Origin of the sequence: Mycobacterium barrassiae, assembly GCF_025822765.1 — a bacterium.
GTDB lineage: Bacteria > Actinomycetota > Actinomycetes > Mycobacteriales > Mycobacteriaceae > Mycobacterium > Mycobacterium barrassiae.
Window position 1 is genome coordinate 37,112 of the sequence record NZ_JACKUK010000011.1, and the last position, 20,156, is coordinate 57,267.

5 protein-coding genes are annotated in these 20,156 nt (G+C 65.7%); all 5 read left to right on the forward strand.

The genetic code is table 11. The features are described from left to right. Positions 1-57: 57 nt before the first annotated feature. The 5 genes from H7J93_RS02655 (at position 58) to H7J93_RS02675 (ending at position 20,140) form a co-directional block, all read left to right on the forward strand. Positions 58-10,290: a non-ribosomal peptide synthetase gene (locus H7J93_RS02655; RefSeq protein WP_267304843.1), complete on the forward strand. Its 10,233-nt coding sequence runs from the start codon at positions 58-60 to the stop codon at positions 10,288-10,290. After that, positions 10,287-17,942, forward strand: coding sequence for a non-ribosomal peptide synthetase (locus tag H7J93_RS02660; protein WP_267304745.1), 7,656 nt, complete (start codon positions 10,287-10,289; stop codon positions 17,940-17,942). Before H7J93_RS02655 ends, H7J93_RS02660 begins: the two co-directional genes overlap by 4 nt. Positions 17,943-17,944: 2 nt before the next feature. Beyond that, positions 17,945-18,724 (forward strand): GAP family protein, encoded by a 780-nt coding sequence (locus H7J93_RS02665; protein ID WP_267304746.1) that lies wholly within the window; start codon positions 17,945-17,947, stop codon positions 18,722-18,724. Between the two features lie 105 nt (positions 18,725-18,829). Next, a complete protein-coding gene (locus H7J93_RS02670) occupies positions 18,830-19,168 on the forward strand; it encodes a hemophore-related protein (protein ID WP_267304747.1) in 339 nt (112 codons plus the stop codon). A gap of 216 nt (positions 19,169-19,384) precedes the next feature. Next, on the forward strand, positions 19,385-20,140 hold the full coding sequence (locus tag H7J93_RS02675) for a class I SAM-dependent methyltransferase (RefSeq protein WP_267304748.1): 756 nt from the start codon (positions 19,385-19,387) through the stop codon (positions 20,138-20,140). The last annotated feature ends 16 nt before the right edge of the window (positions 20,141-20,156 follow it).

Consider the following 20,156-nt stretch of genomic DNA (forward strand, 5'->3'; position numbering starts at 1 on the left):
GGGGAGGGCGCGCGCGTGGGGACTTACGACGAGGGCTTTCCTCTGTCGCGAGGCCAGATGGACATCTGGCTTTCGCAGGAGAGTGGCCTCGTCGGCACGGAGTGGCAGCTCGGCCTTCTCGTAAGGATCGACGGCGCGATTCAACGCGATCTCCTGCACCAGGCGATCCGACAGGCGCTGCAGGAAGCTGAGCCTTCGCGCGCTTGCTTTTTTGAGAGCGACGGCCAGCTCCTACAGAAACCGGTTGATTACTCGGATCTGGAGCTGCCGTTTTACGACGTTCAGGATGCAGACGATCCTGACGAAAAAGTCCGAGAGATCGCCTCATCAATTCAGCACACCCCGATGCCGCTCACCGGCCGGTTGGTGACATTTGCGCTATTTCAGACTCAGCCCGATCAATATTATGCGTTCGGATTGGGCCACCACATTTCGGTCGACGGCGTGGGCATGGCGCTGGTCTGCCGTCGCATCGCGTCGATTTACACGGCACTGGTCAAGGGCGAACCGGTACCTCCCGCATACTTCGGCTCCTTGCAGGACCTCGTCGACATCGAGGCCCGGTACGCAGCCTCCCCCGAATATGCGGAAGACCAGGCCTACTGGAGCCAGAATCGCCCCCCGGAAAGCGGACTGGATCGGCGCGCATCGCAGCTCGCGAGCCGCCACGACGGGTATGCGCCCTCTGGACAGGTTCAGGTTGGTCAAGCAGCGATCGGCGGCATCAAGTCGCTGGCGAAGGCTCTGCGCATCCGTCGACATACCGTGATGACCGCCGCGTTGGCCTTGTTGTCGCGGTCATGGTCTGCCAATGGTTCAGAGGTCGCGCTGGACTTTCCTGTCAGCAGGCGAGTCGGCGAAGAGACGAAGTCGATTCCCGCGATGCTCGCCGGCATCGTGCCTCTGGTGTTGTCCGCACCACCAGACACCACGGCAGGTGAGTTCTGCCGACATGTGGACCTACGCATTCGAGAGTTGTTGCAGCATCAGCGATTTCCGGTGCACGCCCTGGATGACGAGTCCGGTGGTCCGCGGCAGACATCCGATCGGGTAGCGATCAGCTTCCTGCCCTCGCGTCTCACCCTGGACCTGGCGGGTGTTCCCGCGACCGCAGCCTTCACCAACCACGGTCCGATGGGGCACTTCGGGTTGTTCTTCTCCGGCGCCAGCGACCAGATGTTCCTGGGCACGGCCGGTCCAGGGCAGCCGTTCGCCAGGTTCGGTGTCGCCAATCTCGCGGAGCGCCTGGAACGCATCGTGGTGGCGATGGCCGAGGATCCCGATCGGCCGCTGTCGTCGATAGACGCGCTCGACTCCGACGAGCGTTCCACTCTGGATCGACTCGGTAACCGAGAGGTGTTGGCTCAACCTTCGCCTCGGGCCTCGATTCCGGAATTGTTTGCCACACATGTGAACAGCTCACCGGAGACGGTGGCGCTGGTGTGCGGCGACCAGTCGTGGACCTATCGCGAGTTGGATGAATCGGCGAACCGACTCGCACACCTCTTGGCTGACAACGGCGCTCGCGCAGGCGAATTCGTCATGCTGCTGATGCCCCGGTCCGCCGAGGCGATCATCGCGATTCTCGCGGTACTCAAGACCGGCGCGGCGTATGTGCCCGTGGACCCGTCGGTGCCGGATGCACGCTTGGAGTTCATCCTCGGTGATGCGGCACCTATTGCGGCGATCACCACCGCCGGGTTGCGGTCACGGCTGGACAAGTTCGACGTGGCGGTCATCGACGTCGACGACCCGGCTATCGACGCACAGCCGAGCACCTCGCTGGACGGTCCGTCACCAGACGACTTGGCCTACATCATCTACACCTCGGGCACCACGGGGACCCCCAAAGGGGTTGCGGTCACCCACCACAGTGCCGGGTACGTGATGAAAAATCTGGAATCGAGCGTCCCCCAGCCGGCGGTATGGGCGCAGTGGTTTTCGCTGGCGTTTGACGCTTCGGTATGGGAGATCTTGCGTGCGCTGCTTCGCGGCGGCCGGTTGGTGGTGGTGCCCGAGGAGGTTGGGAACTCACCGGAGGATCTGCACGACCTATTGATCAGGGAACGGGTCACCATGCTGACCCAAACCCCCACGGCGGCCGCGATGTTGTCGCCGGAGGGTCTGGAATCGATGGTGTTGGCAGTGGTCGGCGAGGCATGCCCGCCCGCCTTGATGGAACGGTGGGCCACCGACGGGCGTGTGATGGTCAACGGTTACGGCCCGACCGAAACGACGGTATGTGCGGCCGTCAGTAGGCCGCTGACCGCGGGATCCGGTGTGGCACCGATCGGTGAGCCGGCGCCCGGGGCTGCGCTGTTCGTCTTGGACACCTGGATGCAGCCGGTACCTGTCGGTGTGGTCGGTGAGTTGTATGTGGCCGGCGAGGGAGTCTCTGCGGGATATCGGGGACGGGCAGACCTGACAGCGTCGCGGTTTGTGGCGTGTCCGTTCGGAGAGCCCGGTGCGCGGATGTATCGAACCGGCGACTTGGTGTGTTGGGGCGACGATGGACAGCTGCAGTATCTGGGTCGCGCTGATGAGCAGGTCAAGATCCGCGGCTATCGCATCGAGCTGGGGGAGATCCAGTCCGACCTGGCCGAACTCGAGGGGGTCGACCAGGCCGCGGTGATCGTGCGCGAGGACCGCCCCGGCGACAAGCGTCTGGTGGGCTATATAGCCGGCACCGCTGATCCGGCCGAACTCCGTGCCCAGCTTGCGGATCGGCTCCCGCCCTACATGGTGCCGACCGCAATTGTGGTGGTGGAGAAGCTGCCGGTGACGGTCAACGGCAAGCTGAACGTCCGCGCGCTGCCGGCACCGGAATATCAAGGACTGGGCGCCAACTATCGCGCGCCTTCCACGGCGATCGAGGAGATCCTGGCGGGCATCTTCGCTCAGGTGCTGGGGCTGGAGCGCGTCGGCGTCGATGACTCGTTCTTCGACATGGGTGGCGACAGCATCTTGTCGATGCAGGTGGTGGCCCATGCCCGGGCGGCAGGACTGTTGTGCCGCCCGCGTGACATCTTCGTCGAGCAGACCGTCGCCCGGTTGGCCGCGGTGGTCACGGTGGTCGGCGGTGAAGCCGCCATTGTGGACGAGGGCATCGGAGCGGTCGTGCCGACTCCGATCATTCGTTGGCTCCACGACGTCGACGGTCCGATTGACGAGTTCAACCAGACCCTGGTTTTGCAGGCTCCCGACGGGGTCACCGCTGACGACGTGGTGGTCGTGCTGCAGGCGCTGCTGGACCGGCACGGCACGCTGCGGCTGCGTGTCGACGAGCACGATGCGACCGGTCAGTGGTCGTTGGCGGTGCCCGAGGCCGGCGCGGTGCATGCGCAGGATTGCGTGCACACGGTCGATGCGTTGACCGACGAAGCGATTGCCGAGGCGCGGTCGCGGTTGAGTCCGGCGGCTGGTGCGATGGTCAGTGCGTTGTGGGTGGCCTCGACGAGCCAGCTGGTGTTGATGATCCACCATCTGGCCGTCGATGGGGTGTCATGGCGAATCCTGTTGGAGGACATCAACATCGCCTGGGCGCAGCATCACAACGGTCAACCGATAGAACTCCCGACGGGTGGCACGTCGTTCCAGCGTTGGGCCTCGCTGCTCGACGAGCACGCGGGCAGCTCCGAGGTGGTGGCCACGGCCGACGCGTGGCGGCAGGTCACCGAGGTTCCCGCGGTGCTGCCCGCGATGCAGCCAGAGTTGGACACGTACGCCAACGCCGGCCGGCTGACGGTGTCGCTGGATACCGACACGACGCGGCAGCTTCTTGGTGAGGTACCTGCAGCGTTTCACGCTGGCGTGCAAGACATTTTGTTGATCGCGTTCGGGTTGGCCTGGACTGAGTTTCTGGGCACCAACAAACCCATCGGCTTCGATGTCGAGGGCCACGGCCGCCATGAGGAACTGCGCGCCGATGTCGATCTGTCGCGCACGGTGGGCTGGTTCACCACCAAGTACCCGATCGCCCTGACTGTCGGCCGGGTGCCGTGGGCGCAGGTGAGCGTCGGGGACTCGGCGTTGGGTGCGGTGATCAAGGACGCCAAGGAGCAACTGCGCTCGCTGCCCGACGGGTTGACCTATGGTCTGCTGCGCTATCTGAATTCCGACGTCGACCTCAGTGGCGGCGATCCGGCGATCGGCTTCAACTACCTGGGCCGCCTCGGCGCGGGTGCCGGTGATCTGTCCGAGGATCTGTGGCGTATCAGCGGCGACAGCCTGACGACGGCGGATGTGGCCTCAGCGGTGGCCATGCCGTTGGCGCATGCCGTCGAGCTCAACGCGGGCACCGCCGACACCGAGGCCGGTCCGGTGCTGCAGGCCAACTGGTCCTGGGCGCCTTCGGTGCTCGACGCCGAGAAGGCCGAACGGTTGAGCCAGTTGTGGTTCGAGGCCCTGACGGGCATCTGCGCGCATGTGAGCGCGGGTGGCGGCGGGGTGACCCCGTCGGATCTGGCGCCGGCGCGGTTGACCCAGCCCCAGATCGACGACCTCACAAAGCAGTACCGATTCGTCGATGTGTTGCCGTTGACGCCGTTGCAGCAGGGCCTGTTGTTCCAGTCGGCGTTCGTCGAGGAATCCGCTGACGATGTGTATGCCGTGCAGTTGGGCATCACGATGGCCGGCCAACTCGACGCCGAGCGGCTGCGCGGGGCGGTGGTCGCGATGGTGGCTCGGCATCCGAACCTGGCGGCGCGGTTCGTCGCCGACCGGTTCGACGAGCCGGTGCAGGTCATCCCTGCCGATCCCGAGATCGCCTGGCAATACGTCGAATTGGATACCGCCGGTGATGTCGAGAGCCAGGTCGAGGCGATCTGTGCCGCCGAGCGCGCAGCGGTGTGCGACCTGTCGGGGACCCAGCCGCTGTTTCGTGCCGCGCTGATCGCGCTGCCGAACAACCAGCACCGGCTGGTGATCAGCATTCACCACATCGTGGTCGACGGGTGGTCGTTGCCGATCCTGTTGCAGGACGTCTTCGCCGGCTATTTCGGGCACCGGTTGCCCGCGCCGGCACCGTTTCGCAATTACGTGACGTGGCTGGCCGCCCAGGATCGTGAGGCCGCGGCGGCGGCTTGGCGTGCGGTGCTCGCCGGGTTCGAAACGCCGACATTGGTGGCGCCACCGGCCCAAGCCGGGGTGCGCCGGGTGCAGTCGCATCGGCTGTCGGCCGAGATCACCGCAGCGCTAGGGGAGTTGGCGCGTGCGCAGCAGACCACGATCAACACGGTGCTGCAGGCGGCGTGGGCACAGCTGCTGATGTGGCTGACCGGCCATCAGGATGTGGCGTTCGGTACCGCGGTGGCGGGCCGCCCGGTGGAGCTGCCCGGCGCGGACGCCATGGTCGGGCTCTTGATCAACACCGTGCCGGTGCGCGCCAACATGACCGCGACGAGCACCGTGGGCGACCTGTTGGCTCAGCTGCAACGTGCCCACAACGACACCGTGGACCACGAGCATCTGTCGCTCGCCGAGATCCACCGCGCCGTCGGCCAGGACCGGCTGTTCGACACCTTGTTCGTCTACGAGAACTACCCGATCGACCCCGCCGCGCTGTTGAGCGTGGAGGACCTGGCCGTCACCGACTTCAGCAGCCGCGAATACAACCACTACCCGCTGTCGCTGGTGGCCACCCCGGGGCACGAGGTGAGCCTGCGGGTCGAATTCGACACCGAGGTGTTCGAGGCAGCGGAGATCGAAACGCTGATCGGTCGGTTGAACCAGGTGCTGGCCGCCATGGTTGCCAATCCGGGCGCGCAGTTGGCCTCTGTTGATCTGCTGGCTGCCGGTGAACGCGACCAGCTCGATGAGTGGGGCAATCGCTCGTTCCTGACCCAGCTGGCCACCACCCCGGTGTCGATCACGGCGATGTTCGACGAGCAGGTGGCCCGGTCGCCGGAGGCGGTCGCGGTGACGTGCGAGGGCCGGTCGATGACCTACGGCGAGCTCGATGAGGTCGCCAATAGGTTGGCTCACCGACTGTCGGGTCTGGGTGCGCGTCCTGGACAGCGGGTGGCGTTGTTGCTTCCGCGGACGCCGGAGGCGATCGCGGCGATCGTGGCGGTGCTCAAGACCGGGGCGGCGTATCTGCCGATCGATCCGGCCCACCCGGATGCCCGAATCGAGTTCGTGGTGGGGGATGCGGCGCCGGTCGCGGCGGTCACGACGGCGGATCTGCGGGCGCGGCTGGAATCGTTCGAGGTTCCGATCATCGACGTCCACGACGCGGTAGTCGGAGAGGCGCCCGCCGGTGAGGCGGTGGTGTCGGTGGCGACGCCCGATGATGTGGCCTACATCATCTATACGTCGGGGACGACGGGTAAGCCCAAGGGGGTTGCGGTCACTCACCGCAACGTCACTCGGTTGTTGGAATCGCTTGATGTCGAGCTGTCGCTGGGTCAGGTGTGGACGCAGTGCCACTCGCTGGCATTCGACTATTCGGTGTGGGAGATCTGGGGCGCGCTGCTTTACGGCGGGCGTCTGCTGATCGTGCCGGACGCGGTGGTGCGCTCGCCGGAAGAGTTGCACGCGCTGCTGGTCAGTGAGCAGGTCAGTGTCCTGAGCCAGACCCCGTCGGCGTTCTATGCCTTGCAGACGGCGGACGCGTTGCAGCCGGAGCTGGGTCAGCAGCTCAAACTGCAGACCGTGGTCTTCGGCGGCGAAGCGCTTGAACCGCAACGCCTTTCGACATGGCTGCACAGCCATCCTGGCTTGCCGCGGATGATCAACATGTACGGCATCACCGAGACCACGGTGCACGCCTCGTTCCGTGAGATCGGTATCGGGGACGTCGCCGACAGCTCCAGCCCGATCGGTGTGCCCTTGGAGCACTTGGCGTTCTTCGTCCTCGACGAGTGGATGCGCCAGGTGCCCGTCGGGGTCACCGGCGAGTTGTACGTGGCCGGGGCGGGGCTGGCCACCGGCTACGTGGGTCGTTCCGATCTGACGTCGACGCGGTTCGTCGCGTGCCCGTTCGGGGCGCCGGGGACGCGGATGTACCGCACCGGGGACCTGGTCCGCTGGGGCGCCGACGGGCAGCTGCGCTATGAGGGCCGCGCCGACAAGCAGGTCAAGATCCGCGGCTACCGCATCGAGCTTGGCGAGATCCAGGCCGCACTGGCCGGCCTCGACGGGGTGGATCAGGCGGCGGTCATCGTGCGCGAAGACCGCCCCGGCGACAAGCGACTGGTTGGCTATATAACTGGGGCCGCCGACGCGACGACGGTGCGCACCAAGCTCGGTGAGCGGCTGCCGACCTACATGGTGCCCGCCGCGGTGGTGGTGCTGGACGCGCTGCCGTTGACCGTCAACGGCAAGCTCGACACCCGCGCCCTGCCGGCACCGGAGTTCTCCGACACCGACAACTACCGCGCGCCGTCGACTGCCTTCGAGGAGATCCTTGCCGGCATCTTCGCCGAAGTCCTCGGTGTGGAGCGGGTCAGTGTCGATGACTCGTTCTTCGACCTGGGTGGCGACAGCATCCTGTCGATGCAGGTGGTCGCCCGCGCCAGGGCCGCCGGGCTGGTGTGCCGCCCGCGTGACATCTTCGTCGAACAGACCGTCGCCCGGCTGGCACAGGTCACGGTCTTCGCCGACGCCGAGGGCGGCGCGGTCGATGAGGGCATCGGGCCGTTGGTGTCCACCCCGATCATGGAGTGGCTCTACGGTCTGGACGGTCCGGTCGATCAGTTCAACCAGACCGTCGTCTTGCAGGCGCCCACGGGAGTCGGTGAAGACGATGTGGTCGTCGTCCTTCAGGCGCTGCTGGATCGGCACGCCATGTTGCGGCTGCTCGTCGATGACGACGGCGCCGGTGGCCGATCGCTGAGTGTCCCCGAGGTCGGCGCCGTCGATGCGCGCGCGTGCTTGCACGCGGTGGACACCTTCTCCGATGGGGCGCTGGCCGAAGCGCGGGAGTTGTTGAGCCCGGCCGCCGGAGCGATGGTCAGCGCACTGTGGGTCCGCGACACCAGTCGGTTGGTGCTGCTGATTCACCATCTGGCCGTGGATGCCGTGTCGTGGCGAATCCTGTTGGAGGACATCAACATCGCCTGGGCCCAGCATCACAGCGGTCAGGCTGTCGCGCTACCGACCGGCGGGACGTCGTTCCAACGCTGGGCGGCGATACTCGACGAGCATGCCCGCGTGCCTGCGGTCGTCGAGCTGGCCGATACCTGGCGCCGGGTGAGCGAGGTGCCTGCTGCGCTGCCGGCGGTGCAACCCGAGATCGATACCTACGCCAATGCCGGCCAGCTGTCGATGTCGCTGGACACCGAGACCACGCGGCTGCTGCTCGGGGAGGTGCCCGCGGCGTATCACGCCGGCGTGCAGGACATCCTGCTGATCGCGTTCGCGCTGGCCTTCGCGGAGTTCCTGGGCTCCGACACGCCGCTGGGCATCGATGTCGAGGGTCACGGGCGTCAGGAAGAGCTGGCCGATGCGGACCTGTCGCGCACGGTGGGCTGGTTCACGACCAAGTACCCGGTCGCGCTGAATGTCAATGGGGTCAACTGGGAGCAGGTCGTCGCCGGCGATCCTGCGTTGGGGCCGCTGATCAAGAACGTCAAGGAGCAGCTGCGGTCGCTGCCTGACGGGTTGACCTACGGCCTGCTGCGCTACATGAATCCCGACGTCGAACTGGCTGGATCTGATCCGGCGATCGGGTTCAACTACCTGGGCCGCCTCGGTGCGGCCGCCGCCGACCTCTCCGAGGACCTCTGGCGCATCGACCAGGACGGGGTGGCGATCACCTCCGCGGCCACCGCGGTGCCCACACCGCTGGGACACACCGTGGAGCTCAACGCGGGCACGATGGACACCGAGTCCGGACCGCACCTTCATGCCACGTGGACGTGGGCGCTGTCGGCCCTCGATCACGAGCAGATCAGCCGGTTGGGCCAGTTGTGGTTCGACGCGCTGGCCGGCATCTGCGCGCATGTACAGCAGGGCGGAGGCGGACTGACTCCTTCCGACGTCCTCCCGGCACGGGTGAGCCAGGAGCAGATCGACGAGCTGACCCAGCACTACCAGCTTGCCGATGTGCTGCCGCTGACCCCGCTGCAGCAGGGCCTGCTGTTCCACACCGGCGCCGCACCCGGCAACGAAGACCTCTACGCGGTCCAGCTGGACATCGCCATCACCGGGCAATTGGATGCGGAGCGCCTTCGCGACGCGGTGCAGAACATGATCAATCGCCATCCCAACCTGGTGGCCCGGTTCAACGAAGACTTCGGCGAGCCGGTACAGGTGCTCGTGTCCGATCCGCCGCTGACCTGGCAGTATCTCGAGTTCGACGGCTCCGAAGCCGATATCGAGAACCAGATCGAGCAGTTCAGCACCGCCGAACGCACGGCGGTGTGCGACCTGGTCGACGGGCTCCCATTCCGGGCCGCCCTGATCCGCACCGCGGAAGACCAGTACCGGTTCGTGCTCACCAACCACCACATCGTGCTCGACGGTTGGTCGAAGCCGATCCTGCTGCAGGAGATCTTCGCCGGCTACTTCGGCGCCCGGTTGCCCGCACCGGCGTCGTACCGGCGGTTCATCACCTGGCTGGCGGCACAGGACCGCGGGGCTGCGCAGGCCGCGTGGCGTAAGGCGTTCGCCGGATTCGAGCATCCGACCCTGGTGGGCCCGCCTGGCCGCTTGTCCCTGGGGCAACGCGGCGTTGAGGACTTCCACATATCTGCGGAGACCACGCAGGCTCTCAGCGAGCTGGCCCGTTCATGCCGCACCACGGTCAGCACGGTGCTGCAAGCCGGCTGGGCGCAGATGCTGATCTGGCTGACCGGACAGCACGACGTGGCCTTCGGAACCGCCGTTTCTGGACGGCCAGTTGATTTGCCAGGTGCCGAATCAATGATCGGCCTTTTGATCAATACCGTGCCAGTACGGGCCAGCGTCACACCCACAACCACAATTGCCGATTTGCTGAACCAGTTACAGAGCGCCTACACTGAGACGTTAGAACACCAACATTTGGCGCTGAACGAGATCCATCGCGCTACCGGACACGACCAACTGTTCGACACCGTCTTCATATACGAGAACTACCCGATCGACACCGCGGGCATGTTGAACGTGCCCGAAATGGCGATCACCAGCTACACCAACCGCGAGTACAACCACTACCCGCTGTCGGTACAGGCCGTGCCCGGTAACGAATTGGGTCTACGCGTCGAATTCGATAAGGACGTGTTCACCACCGCCCGCATCGGAAAGCTGGTCGACAGATTCCGGCGCGTGCTCGAAGCGATGACCGCAGACACGAGGGGGAAGTCATGAGTGCTGACGCCACCAGGACACTTCTGTCACTCGACCTCCTCGACGACGACGAGCACGACCAGCTGGCCGAGTGGGGCAACCGCGCGATCCTGACCGAGCCGGCCCGTCACCGCGACTCGATCCCGGTGTTGTTCAACTCCCAGGTGGTCCGCGCCCCGGAAGCCGTGGCACTGGTATGCGGTGAGCAGTCGTGGACGTATCGCGAGCTCGACGAGGCCGCCAACCGCTTGGCAAACCTGCTGATCAGCTACGGCGCCGAACCGGGTAAGACGGTAGCGCTGCTGATTCCGCGGTCTGCGGAGGCGATCATCTCGATCCTGGCGGTGCTCAAGACCGGGGCGGCGTATCTGCCGATGGATCCCGCGCACCCCGATGAGCGCATCGCGTTCATGCTGGGCGACGCCGAGCCGATCGTCGCCGTGACCACCGCGGACCTGCGTACGCGTCTGGGCGGTGCGGACCTGACGGTGATCGACCTCGACGACCCCGCAATCGACAAGCAACCCAGCACCGAGGTGGCCACGCCCGCACCAGAGGATCTGGCGTATATGACGTATACGTCGGGCACGACGGGCGTGCCGAAGGCGGTGGCGGTTACTCACGGAAATGTGACGTCATTGGTGGAGACGTTGCATGCCGACTTGCCTGCGGGGCCGGGGCAGGTGTGGTCGCAGTGGCATTCGTTGGTTTTCGATGTCTCGGTGTGGGAGATCTGGGGTGCGCTGCTGCACGGGGGCCGGCTGGTGGTGGTGCCAGAGGCGGTGGCCAGTTCGCCGATCGACTTCCACAACTTGTTGGTCACCGAGAAGGTGAGCGTGCTGTGCCAGACGCCGTCGGCGGCGGGGATGTTGTCGACCGAGGAGCTGGAGTCCACGACGTTGGTGGTGGCAGGGGAGGCCTGCCCGACGGAGTTGGTGGATCGGTGGGCCACCGCCGATCGGGTCATGATCAATGCCTATGGGCCGACTGAAGGCACCATCTACGCAGCGATGAGTACACCGTTGGTGGCCGGTTCGGGTGTGGCGCCGATTGGGTCGCCAGTGCCGGGTGCGGCGTTGATGGTTCTGGATAAGTGGTTGCGTCCCGCTCCCGAGGGTGTGGTCGGTGAGTTGTATATCGCCGGTGAAGGTGTGGCTGCGGGATATGTGCGTCGGGCGGGGTTGACGGCCTCGCGGTTTGTGGCGTGCCCGTTCGGTGGACCGGGTGCGCGGATGTATCGCACCGGCGATTTGGTTCGTTGGGGCGAGGATGGCCAGCTGCAGTATCTGGGTCGCGCCGACGAGCAGGTCAAGATCCGTGGCTACCGCATCGAGTTGGGTGAGGTACAGGCCGCGCTGGCCAAACTCGACGGCGTCGAGCACGCGGTCGTCATTGCCCGCGAGGACCGTCCCGGCGACAAGCGTCTCGTCGGCTACATCACCGGAACCGCCGAGCCGGCCCAGCTGCGCAGCGCACTGGCAGAACGACTTCCCGCCTACATGGTCCCGGTCGCGATCGTGGTGTTGGAGACGATGCCGCTGACGGTCAACGGCAAGTTGGACAAGCGTGCACTGCCCGCGCCGGAATACCGCGCAGTCGGTGCGGACTATCGGGCTCCCGGCACTCCGGTGGAGGAGATCCTGGCGGCGATCTATTCGCAGGTGCTCGGTGTCGAGCGCGTCGGTGTCGACGACTCGTTCTTCGACCTCGGTGGCGACAGCATCCTGTCGATGCAGGTGGTCGCCCGCGCCCGGGCCGCCGGGCTGCTCTGCCGTCCCCGGGACATCTTCGTGGAACAAACCGTGGCCCGGCTGGCCACGGTGGCCAAGGTGGTCGGTGGTGAAGCCGCGGTCATCGACGAGGGCATCGGCCCCGTAGAGGCCACCCCGATCATCCGCTGGCTGCAGAGCGTTGAGGGTCCGGTCGACGAGTTCAACCAGACTCTGGTACTGCAGGCCCCTGCCGGCGTCACCGAGGACGACGTGTTCGTCGTGCTGCAGGCCCTGTTGGACCGCCACGCGACGCTGCGCCTGCAGGTCGAGGACGACGGTGCCGGTGAGTGGTCATTGCGGGTGCCTGCAGTCGGTTCGGCCGACGCGCGTGCCTGCCTCTACGTCGTCGATGAGCTGACGGATGAGGCCATCGCCGGGGCGCGGTCGCGGCTGAATCTGGGTGCCGGGGCGATGCTCAGCGCGTTGTGGGTGCCCACCACCGGTGAGTTGGCGTTGATGATTCACCACCTGGCCGTCGATGGGGTGTCCTGGCGGATCCTGCTGGAGGACCTCAACATCGCCTGGGCGCTGCACCACAGCGGTCAGCCGGTGGAGCTTCCGACGGGGGGTACGTCGTTCCAGCACTGGGCCGTGCTGCTGGAAGAGCATGCGCGCCGCCCCGAGGTCGTCGCCCACGCCGAGGCGTGGCGGCAGGTGACGGCGGCGCCGGTGGCGTTGCCTGCGGTCGATCCTGCGGTCGATACCTACATCAGTGCCAAGGAAATGTCGGTGTCTTTGGACGCCGCGACCACCCGGTCGCTGTTGGGTGAAGTGCCTGCGGCGTTCCATGCCGGGGTGCAGGACATCCTGTTGATCGCGTTCGGCTTGGCCTGGACCGAGTTCCTGGGTACCGGTGACGCGCCGGTCGGTTTCGATGTGGAGGGCCATGGCCGCCACGAGGAGCTGGACCCTGAGGTCGACCTGTCGCGCACGGTGGGCTGGTTCACCACCAAGTACCCGGTCGCGCTGAACGTCGGCGATATCGACTGGGATCAAGTGGTGGCCGGTGATGCCGGGTTGGGCCCGATCATCAAGGCGGCCAAGGAGCAGTTGCGGGCGTTGCCGGATCCGTTGACCTACGGTCTGCTGCGGTATCTGAATCCCGATGTGGAGTTGGGTGGTTCGGACCCGGTGATCGGGTTCAACTACCTCGGCCGCCTCGGCGCAGGCGCAGCCGATCTGTCCGAGGACATGTGGCGCATCAGCGAGGACGGCCTGAAGGTTGCGGCCGCAGCGGCGGCAGTCCCGATGCCGTTGATGCACACCGTGGAGCTCAACGCGGGCACGCTGGATACCGATGCGGGTCCGCAGTTGCAGGCGTCGTGGACGTGGGCGCCGTCGGCATTGGACGAGGCCGCCGTTGAGCGGTTGAGCCGATTGTGGTTCGACGCGTTGACCGGGATCTGCGCGCACGTGCGCGCCGGTGGTGGTGGGTTGACGCCGTCGGATCTGGCCCCGGCGCGGTTGACTCAGCAGCAGATCGACCAGCTGACCAGCGAACACGACATCGTCGATGTGCTGCCGTTGACCCCACTGCAGCAGGGCCTGCTGTTCCACTCCACCATCGCCCGCGGCACCGGCGACGACGTGTACGCCGTGCAGTTGGACATCACTGTCACCGGCGCCCTCGACGCTCACCGCTTCCGCGACGCAGTGCAGAACGTCGTGACCCGCCATCCCAACCTGGCGGCCCGCTTCTCTGAGCAGTTCGGTGAACCGGTGCAGATCATCCCGGCCGATCCGGTGATGGCGTGGCGGTATCTCGATCTGCGCTGGGATGACCGCAAGTCCGATGCCGAGGTCGAGCAGCTGTGCGCTGCTGAGCGTGCTGCGGTTTGCGACCTCGCCGACCGGCCGACGTTCCGCGCCGCCCTGATCCGCACCGCGGGCAACCAGCACCGGTGCGTGCTGACCTTCCACCACATCGTCATCGATGGTTGGTCGCTGCCGGTTCTGTTGCAGGAGGTGCTTGCCGGCTACTTCGGACAGCGCCTGCCCGCGCCGGTGCCGTACCGCAACTTCGTGACGTGGTTGGCCACCGAGGATCGCGAGGCCGCACGCGAGGCCTGGCGCGAGATCCTGTCCGGATTCGAAACCCCCACCCTGGTGGCACCTCCGGCCCTACCGGGTCCGCGCGGCGTGGAATCGTATCGCCTGTCCGCCGAGATCACCGGCGCGCTCAGCGAGCTCGCACGGTCGTGCCACACGACAGTCAACACCGTGTTGCAGGCCGGCTGGGCGCAGCTGTTGATGGCCATGACCGGCCAGCACGATGTCGCCTTCGGCACCGCAGTGTCGGGCCGGCCCGCCGAGTTGGCGGGCGCCGAATCGATCATCGGTCTGCTGATCAACACCGTGCCGATTCGCGCGGACATGACCGCCGCCGCCACGGTCGCTGACCTGCTCGCCCAGTTGCAGCGCCACCACAACGACACCGTCGAACACGAGCACTTGGCTCTCAACGAGATCCACCACGTCGCCGGTCATGAACGACTGTTCGACACCCTGTTCCTGTACGAGAGCTACCCGATCGACGCCAGCGCGTTCGCAGGTGTCCACGAGCTGGCCATCACCGAATTCAAGAACCGCGAGTACAACCACTACCCGCTCTCCGTCATGGTCCTGCCGGGCCACGAATTGGAGATTCGCGTCGAATTCGACTCTGACATCTTCGATGTCGCGCGCATCGAATCGCTGATCGGACGCTTCGAGCGGCTCCTGGCCGCCATGATCGCCGACCCGCAGCGGCCGCTGGCCTCGATCGACGGCCTCGATGCCGAGGAGCATGACCAGCTTGATGGGTGGGCGAACCGGGCGGTGTTGAGCCAACCGGTGGGTGCGCCGAAGTCCATTCCCGAGGTGTTCGCCGAGCAGGTGGACCGCGACCCGGCGGCGGTGGCGCTGACGTTCGAGGGTCGGTCGATGACCTACGGCGAGCTCGATGAGGCCGCCAACGCGCTGGCCAACCTGTTGGCCATGCACGGCGCGGGTCCGGGCCAATCAGTGGCTCTCTTGGTGCCGCGTTCCAATGACGCAATTGTCGGGATGTTGGCGATCCTCAAGACCGGGGCGGCGTATCTGCCGATCGATCCGTCGGTGCCCGAGGCCCGGCTGGAGTTCATGCTGGGCGACGCCAAGCCGATCGCCGCAGTCACAACGGCCGACCTGCGTGGCCGCCTGGACGGCGCGGATCTGGCGGTCGTCGAAATCGACGACCCCGCAGACTATTTCGCCCATGACAAGCTGCTGACCCCAGCTGCGGACGACGTGGCGTACCTGATCTATACGTCGGGGACGACTGGTGTGCCTAAGGGTGTGGCGGTGTCGCATGTGAATGTGACGCAGACGTTGGCGTCGTTGCACCCGGATATGCCTGCGGGTGCGGGGCAGGTGTGGTCGCAGTGGCACTCGTTGGTGTTCGACGTGTCGGTGTGGGAGATCTGGGGTGCGCTGCTGCACGGCGCGCGTCTGGTGATCGTCCCCGAAGGTGTGGCGGGCTCACCGAGCGAGCTGCACGACCTGCTGGTGCGCGAAAAGGTCAGCGTGCTGTATCAGACCCCGTCCGCGGCGGGCATGCTCTCGCCGGAGGGTCTGGAGTCCACCACCCTGGTCGTCGCCGGGGAGGCCTGCCCCACAGAGTTGGTGGATCGGTGGGCGCCGGGTCGGGTGATGCTCAATGCCTACGGCCCGACCGAGGCCACGATCTACGCGGCGATCAGCGCCCCACTGACGGCGGGCTCGCATGAGGCGCCGATCGGTTCGCCCGTGCCCGGTGGGGCGACGTTCGTCCTCGATGAATGGTTGCGCCCGGTACCCGCGGGTGCGGTCGGTGAGCTGTATCTGGCCGGGCGCGGCGTCACGGTCGGCTATGTCAACCGTGGCGAGCTGACCGCATCGCGGTTTGTGGCGTGCCCGTTCGGCGAGCCCGGGGCGCGGATGTATCGCACCGGCGACCTGGTCCGCTGGGATGCGGACGGACAGCTGCAGTACCTGGGCCGCGCCGATGATCAGGTCAAGATCCGCGGCTACCGCATCGAACTCGGCGAAATCCAGGCCGCCCTGGCTGAGCTGGACGGGGTCGAGCAGGCGGTGGTGATCGCCCGCGAGGACCGCCCCGGCGACAAGCGCCTCGTCGGCTACATCACCGGCACCGCCGAGCCCGCCGAGTTGCGCGCCCAGCTGGGGCAGCGCCTGCCCGGCTATATGGTGCCCGCGGCGGTGGTGGTGCTCGAGGCGTTGCCGTTGACGGTCAACGGCAAGCTGGATCGGCGTGCGTTGCCGGCCCCGGAGTATCAGACCGCGACGCGGTATCGGGCGCCGTCGAATGCGATCGAAGAGGTCATCGCCGGGATCTTCGCCCAGGTGCTGGGTGTGGACCGCGTCGGTGTCGATGATTCGTTCTTCGATCTGGGTGGCGATTCGATCTCGGCGATGCGGGTCATCGCCGCGGTCAACACCGCCCTGGACGCGCAGTTCGCGGTGCGCACGTTGTTCGAGTCCCCGACGGTGGCCGGGCTGGCCGGCCAGTGGGATCCCGATGCCGCGGTGGCGGTGCATGGTCCGAGTTTCGCGGCGGTGCATCCGCTGGTCGACGGGCGGGTGCATGCCCGCGAGCTGACGTTGGACAAGTTCCTCGACGAGACGACACTGGCCACTGCTCCGACGCTGCCGCGGCCCGGTGCCGAGGTGCGGACGGTGTTGTTGACCGGGGCGACCGGGTTCTTGGGTCGTTATCTGGTGTTGGAGCTGCTGGAGCAGCTCGCCGCCGTGGACGGCACGTTGGTGTGCTTGGTGCGCGGTAAGGACGACGCTGATGCGCGGCGTCGTCTGGAGAAGACCTTCGACAGTGGTGACCCGCATCTGCTGGCCCGTTTCCACGAGCTGGCCGCCGACCGTCTGCAGGTCGTCGCCGGCGACAAGGGTGCGGAGTCGATGGGGCTGGATCCCCAGACCTGGCAGCAGTTGGCGGAGTCGGTCGATCTGATCGTCGACTCGGCGGCGTTCGTCAACAGCGTCCTGCCCTATAGCGAGTTGTTCGCCCCCAATGTGGTGGGGACGGCGGAGTTGATTCGGTTTGCGTTGACCAGCAAGCTCAAGCCGTATGCGTTTGTGTCGACTTCGGATGTGGGTCGTCAGATCGAGCCGTCGGTGTTCACCGAGGACGCCGATATCCGCGCCATCAGTGCGACGCGGGTCGTGGATGGCAGTTATGCCAACGGGTATGGCAACAGCAAGTGGGCCGGTGAGGTGCTGCTGCGTGAGGCCCACGATTTGTGTGGTCTGCCGGTGGCGGTGTTCCGGTCGGGCATGATCATGGCCGATCCGAGCTATGCCGGTCAGCTCAACGTGTCGGACACGGTGACGCGGATGGTGCTGTCGGTGGTGGCCACCGGGGTGGCCCCGGAGTCGTTCTATCAGCTGGATGCTGAGGGTAAGCGGCAGCGGGCGCATTTCGATGGTCTGCCGGTGGATTTCGTGGCTGAGGCGATCGCGACCCTGGGTACGCGGTTGGCCGAGGGGTTTGAGACCTATCACGTGATGAACCCCCATGACGATGGCATCGGGATCGATCAGTATGTGGATTGGTTGATCGAGGCCGGGTATCCGATCGAGCGCGTCGCTGACTTCAACGAGTGGGTGAGGCGGTTCGAGGCCGGGCTGCAGGGGTTGCCGGAGGCTCAGCGCCAGCAATCGGTGTTGCAGATGCTGCAGTTGCTGCTGGGCCACACTGATGGTCAGGTGGTGGCGCCGGAGCCGACGCTGGGATCGTATGCGCCTGCGGATCGGTTCCACGCCGCGGTCAAAGAAGCCAAGATCGGACCCGACCACGACATCCCGCACATCAACGCATCGGTCATCGTCAAGTACGTCACCGATTTGCAGCTACTCGGACTGCTCTAGGCATGTGGGGTCCGGTTCTGGGGCTGGCGCTGCTGATTGCGCTCAATCCGATCCTTCTCGGGTTCGTGCTGCTCGTCATCTCCCGTCCGAGGCCCGTGCCGAACCTGTTCGTCTACTGGCTGGGCGCCATGCTCACGAACCTGCCGGTGTTCGTGGGTCCGCTGGTCTTGCTTCATGTGACACCGGGATTCGCCTCGTTTGCGGACGGTCTGCTCCGATCAACGGAGACATCCCCCGGCACAATCCTGCCGGGCGCCCTGGCTCTCGGTGTGCTGTTGCTGTCGATTGCGGCGGTGATGGCGGCGCGACCTCGGGTACGTGAGCGCGCGAAAGTGTCCGTCGGTGGCGGCGATTCGTCCGACACCGAGCTGGAGCCGGAGACGCCGAGCGGCGCAAAGGGTTTGGTTGTCAAAGGTGTCGCCGCTTTTCAGCGGCTGTACGGTCGCCTCACCGAAACCTGGGAGAACGGCTCGCTGTGGGTGTCTTTCATATTCGGCCTGATGTATGTCCCATCAGCGACGCTCCTGGTGCTCGTAGACACTGCCATCCTGTCGTCGGGAGCCGGGATTGGTGAACAGATTGTCGCTGCGACCGCCTATGTGGTCGGTATGCTCGCGGTCCTCGAAATCGTCCTCGTGAGCTGTTTGATTGCGCCGAGGAAAACGGAAGCCGTGTTGCGACCGGTGCACGAGTGGGCACGGAGAAACAATCGGCAGATCTTTATCGTCTTCTTCGTGCTGATCGGAGTTTGGCAACTCCTCAGAGGCTTCGGCATCGCCTGACGGTGGGCCATCGCCTTGGTCAATCCTTCGGCGAGGTCCAGGCAGGACGTCTAGAGTCCGGTTGGGCGGGGTTTCGAGTGGAGCTCAGGAGGGGACGGATCGCACATGATCGCTCGGTCGTTGACCAAGTTGACCGCCGCGTTTGGCGGCTTGGCGCTGTCATTGGCCGCTGGGGCTGCGATCGCTTCGGCCCAGCCCGACTTCGAACCGATGATCAATACCACCTGCACCTATGACCAGGCGATGGCCGCGATACATGCGGAGAACCCGATGGCGGCCCAGTATCTCGATTCATCGCCGCCGAACCTGGAATTTCTGCGGGTGTTCATCGCGTCGACGCCCGATCAGCGCAGAAATCTGATCAGCCAGGTGCAGAACAATCCGGGCGCTGCAGAGGCGTTCCCCATCATCCAGCAGATGTTTGCCAGCTGCCCCAACTACTGAGCTGATCGAACGCGCTCTCTGATCACCAGCTGGCCTGGCCATGCGTCGCGATAACGATCGGCACACATCATCGGCCGGGTGGCCGTGAATTGCCGAGCAGGAATCGGCGCTCACGGGATGCCCGTGCGAAGTGTCCATCTGGCACTGCGGCTGAACGCACCGTTGTATGGTTCGGCCGTGGGGGTAATGCAAACGTGGCCCAAGAAATTTCGCGTTATGTGGTTTGCGCTGCGTACAGGGTATTGGGTGCCCAGGACGTTTCTGCCCGATGTGTATTCCGATGACGCGCTGATCTGTTTCAACAGTGATGCGTTTCGTGACGATCCGGTGTTTCAGCGTGCCTACCAACGTGGCGTGCAGGCGCTCGGTGGCCAAGATTTTTACCACTGGGAGTGGCGGTTCCACGTCGGCCTGTGGGCGGCGCGGAGCGCCAGCAAGCTCGAGGGTGATTTCGTCGAGTGCGGTGTCAGCCATGGGTTTTTGAGTAGTGGCATCATGCAGACGCTGGACTGGGACCGCCTGGGCAAGACGTTTTATCTGCTCGATACGTACGGCGGGATGGATCCGCGTTTCGTCACCGATGTGGAGCGCGAAACAGGAGCGCTGGCCAAGAGCCAGGCGGCGCTCGACTTCGGCGTCTACGCGAATTCGGTCGAGAGTGTCCAGAAGAATTTCGCGGAGTGGAACAACGTACGCATCATTGCCGGGACGGTGCCGGAAACTCTGGATCAGGTCGACGCCGAGAAGGTGGCGTACCTGCATATCGACATGAACTGCGCGCCACCCGAGGTTGCGGCATTGCGCTTTTTCTGGCCGCGATTGACCCCCGGGGCGTTTGTCCTGCTGGACGATTATGCACAGCGGGGACGCGATGAACAGCGCCTCGCGATGGATGGCGTGGCAGATGAGTTGGGCGTCCCGATCTGCACACTGCCCACCGGTCAGGGCCTGATTATGAAGCCGGCCTGCTGAGGCGGTAGATACCAGC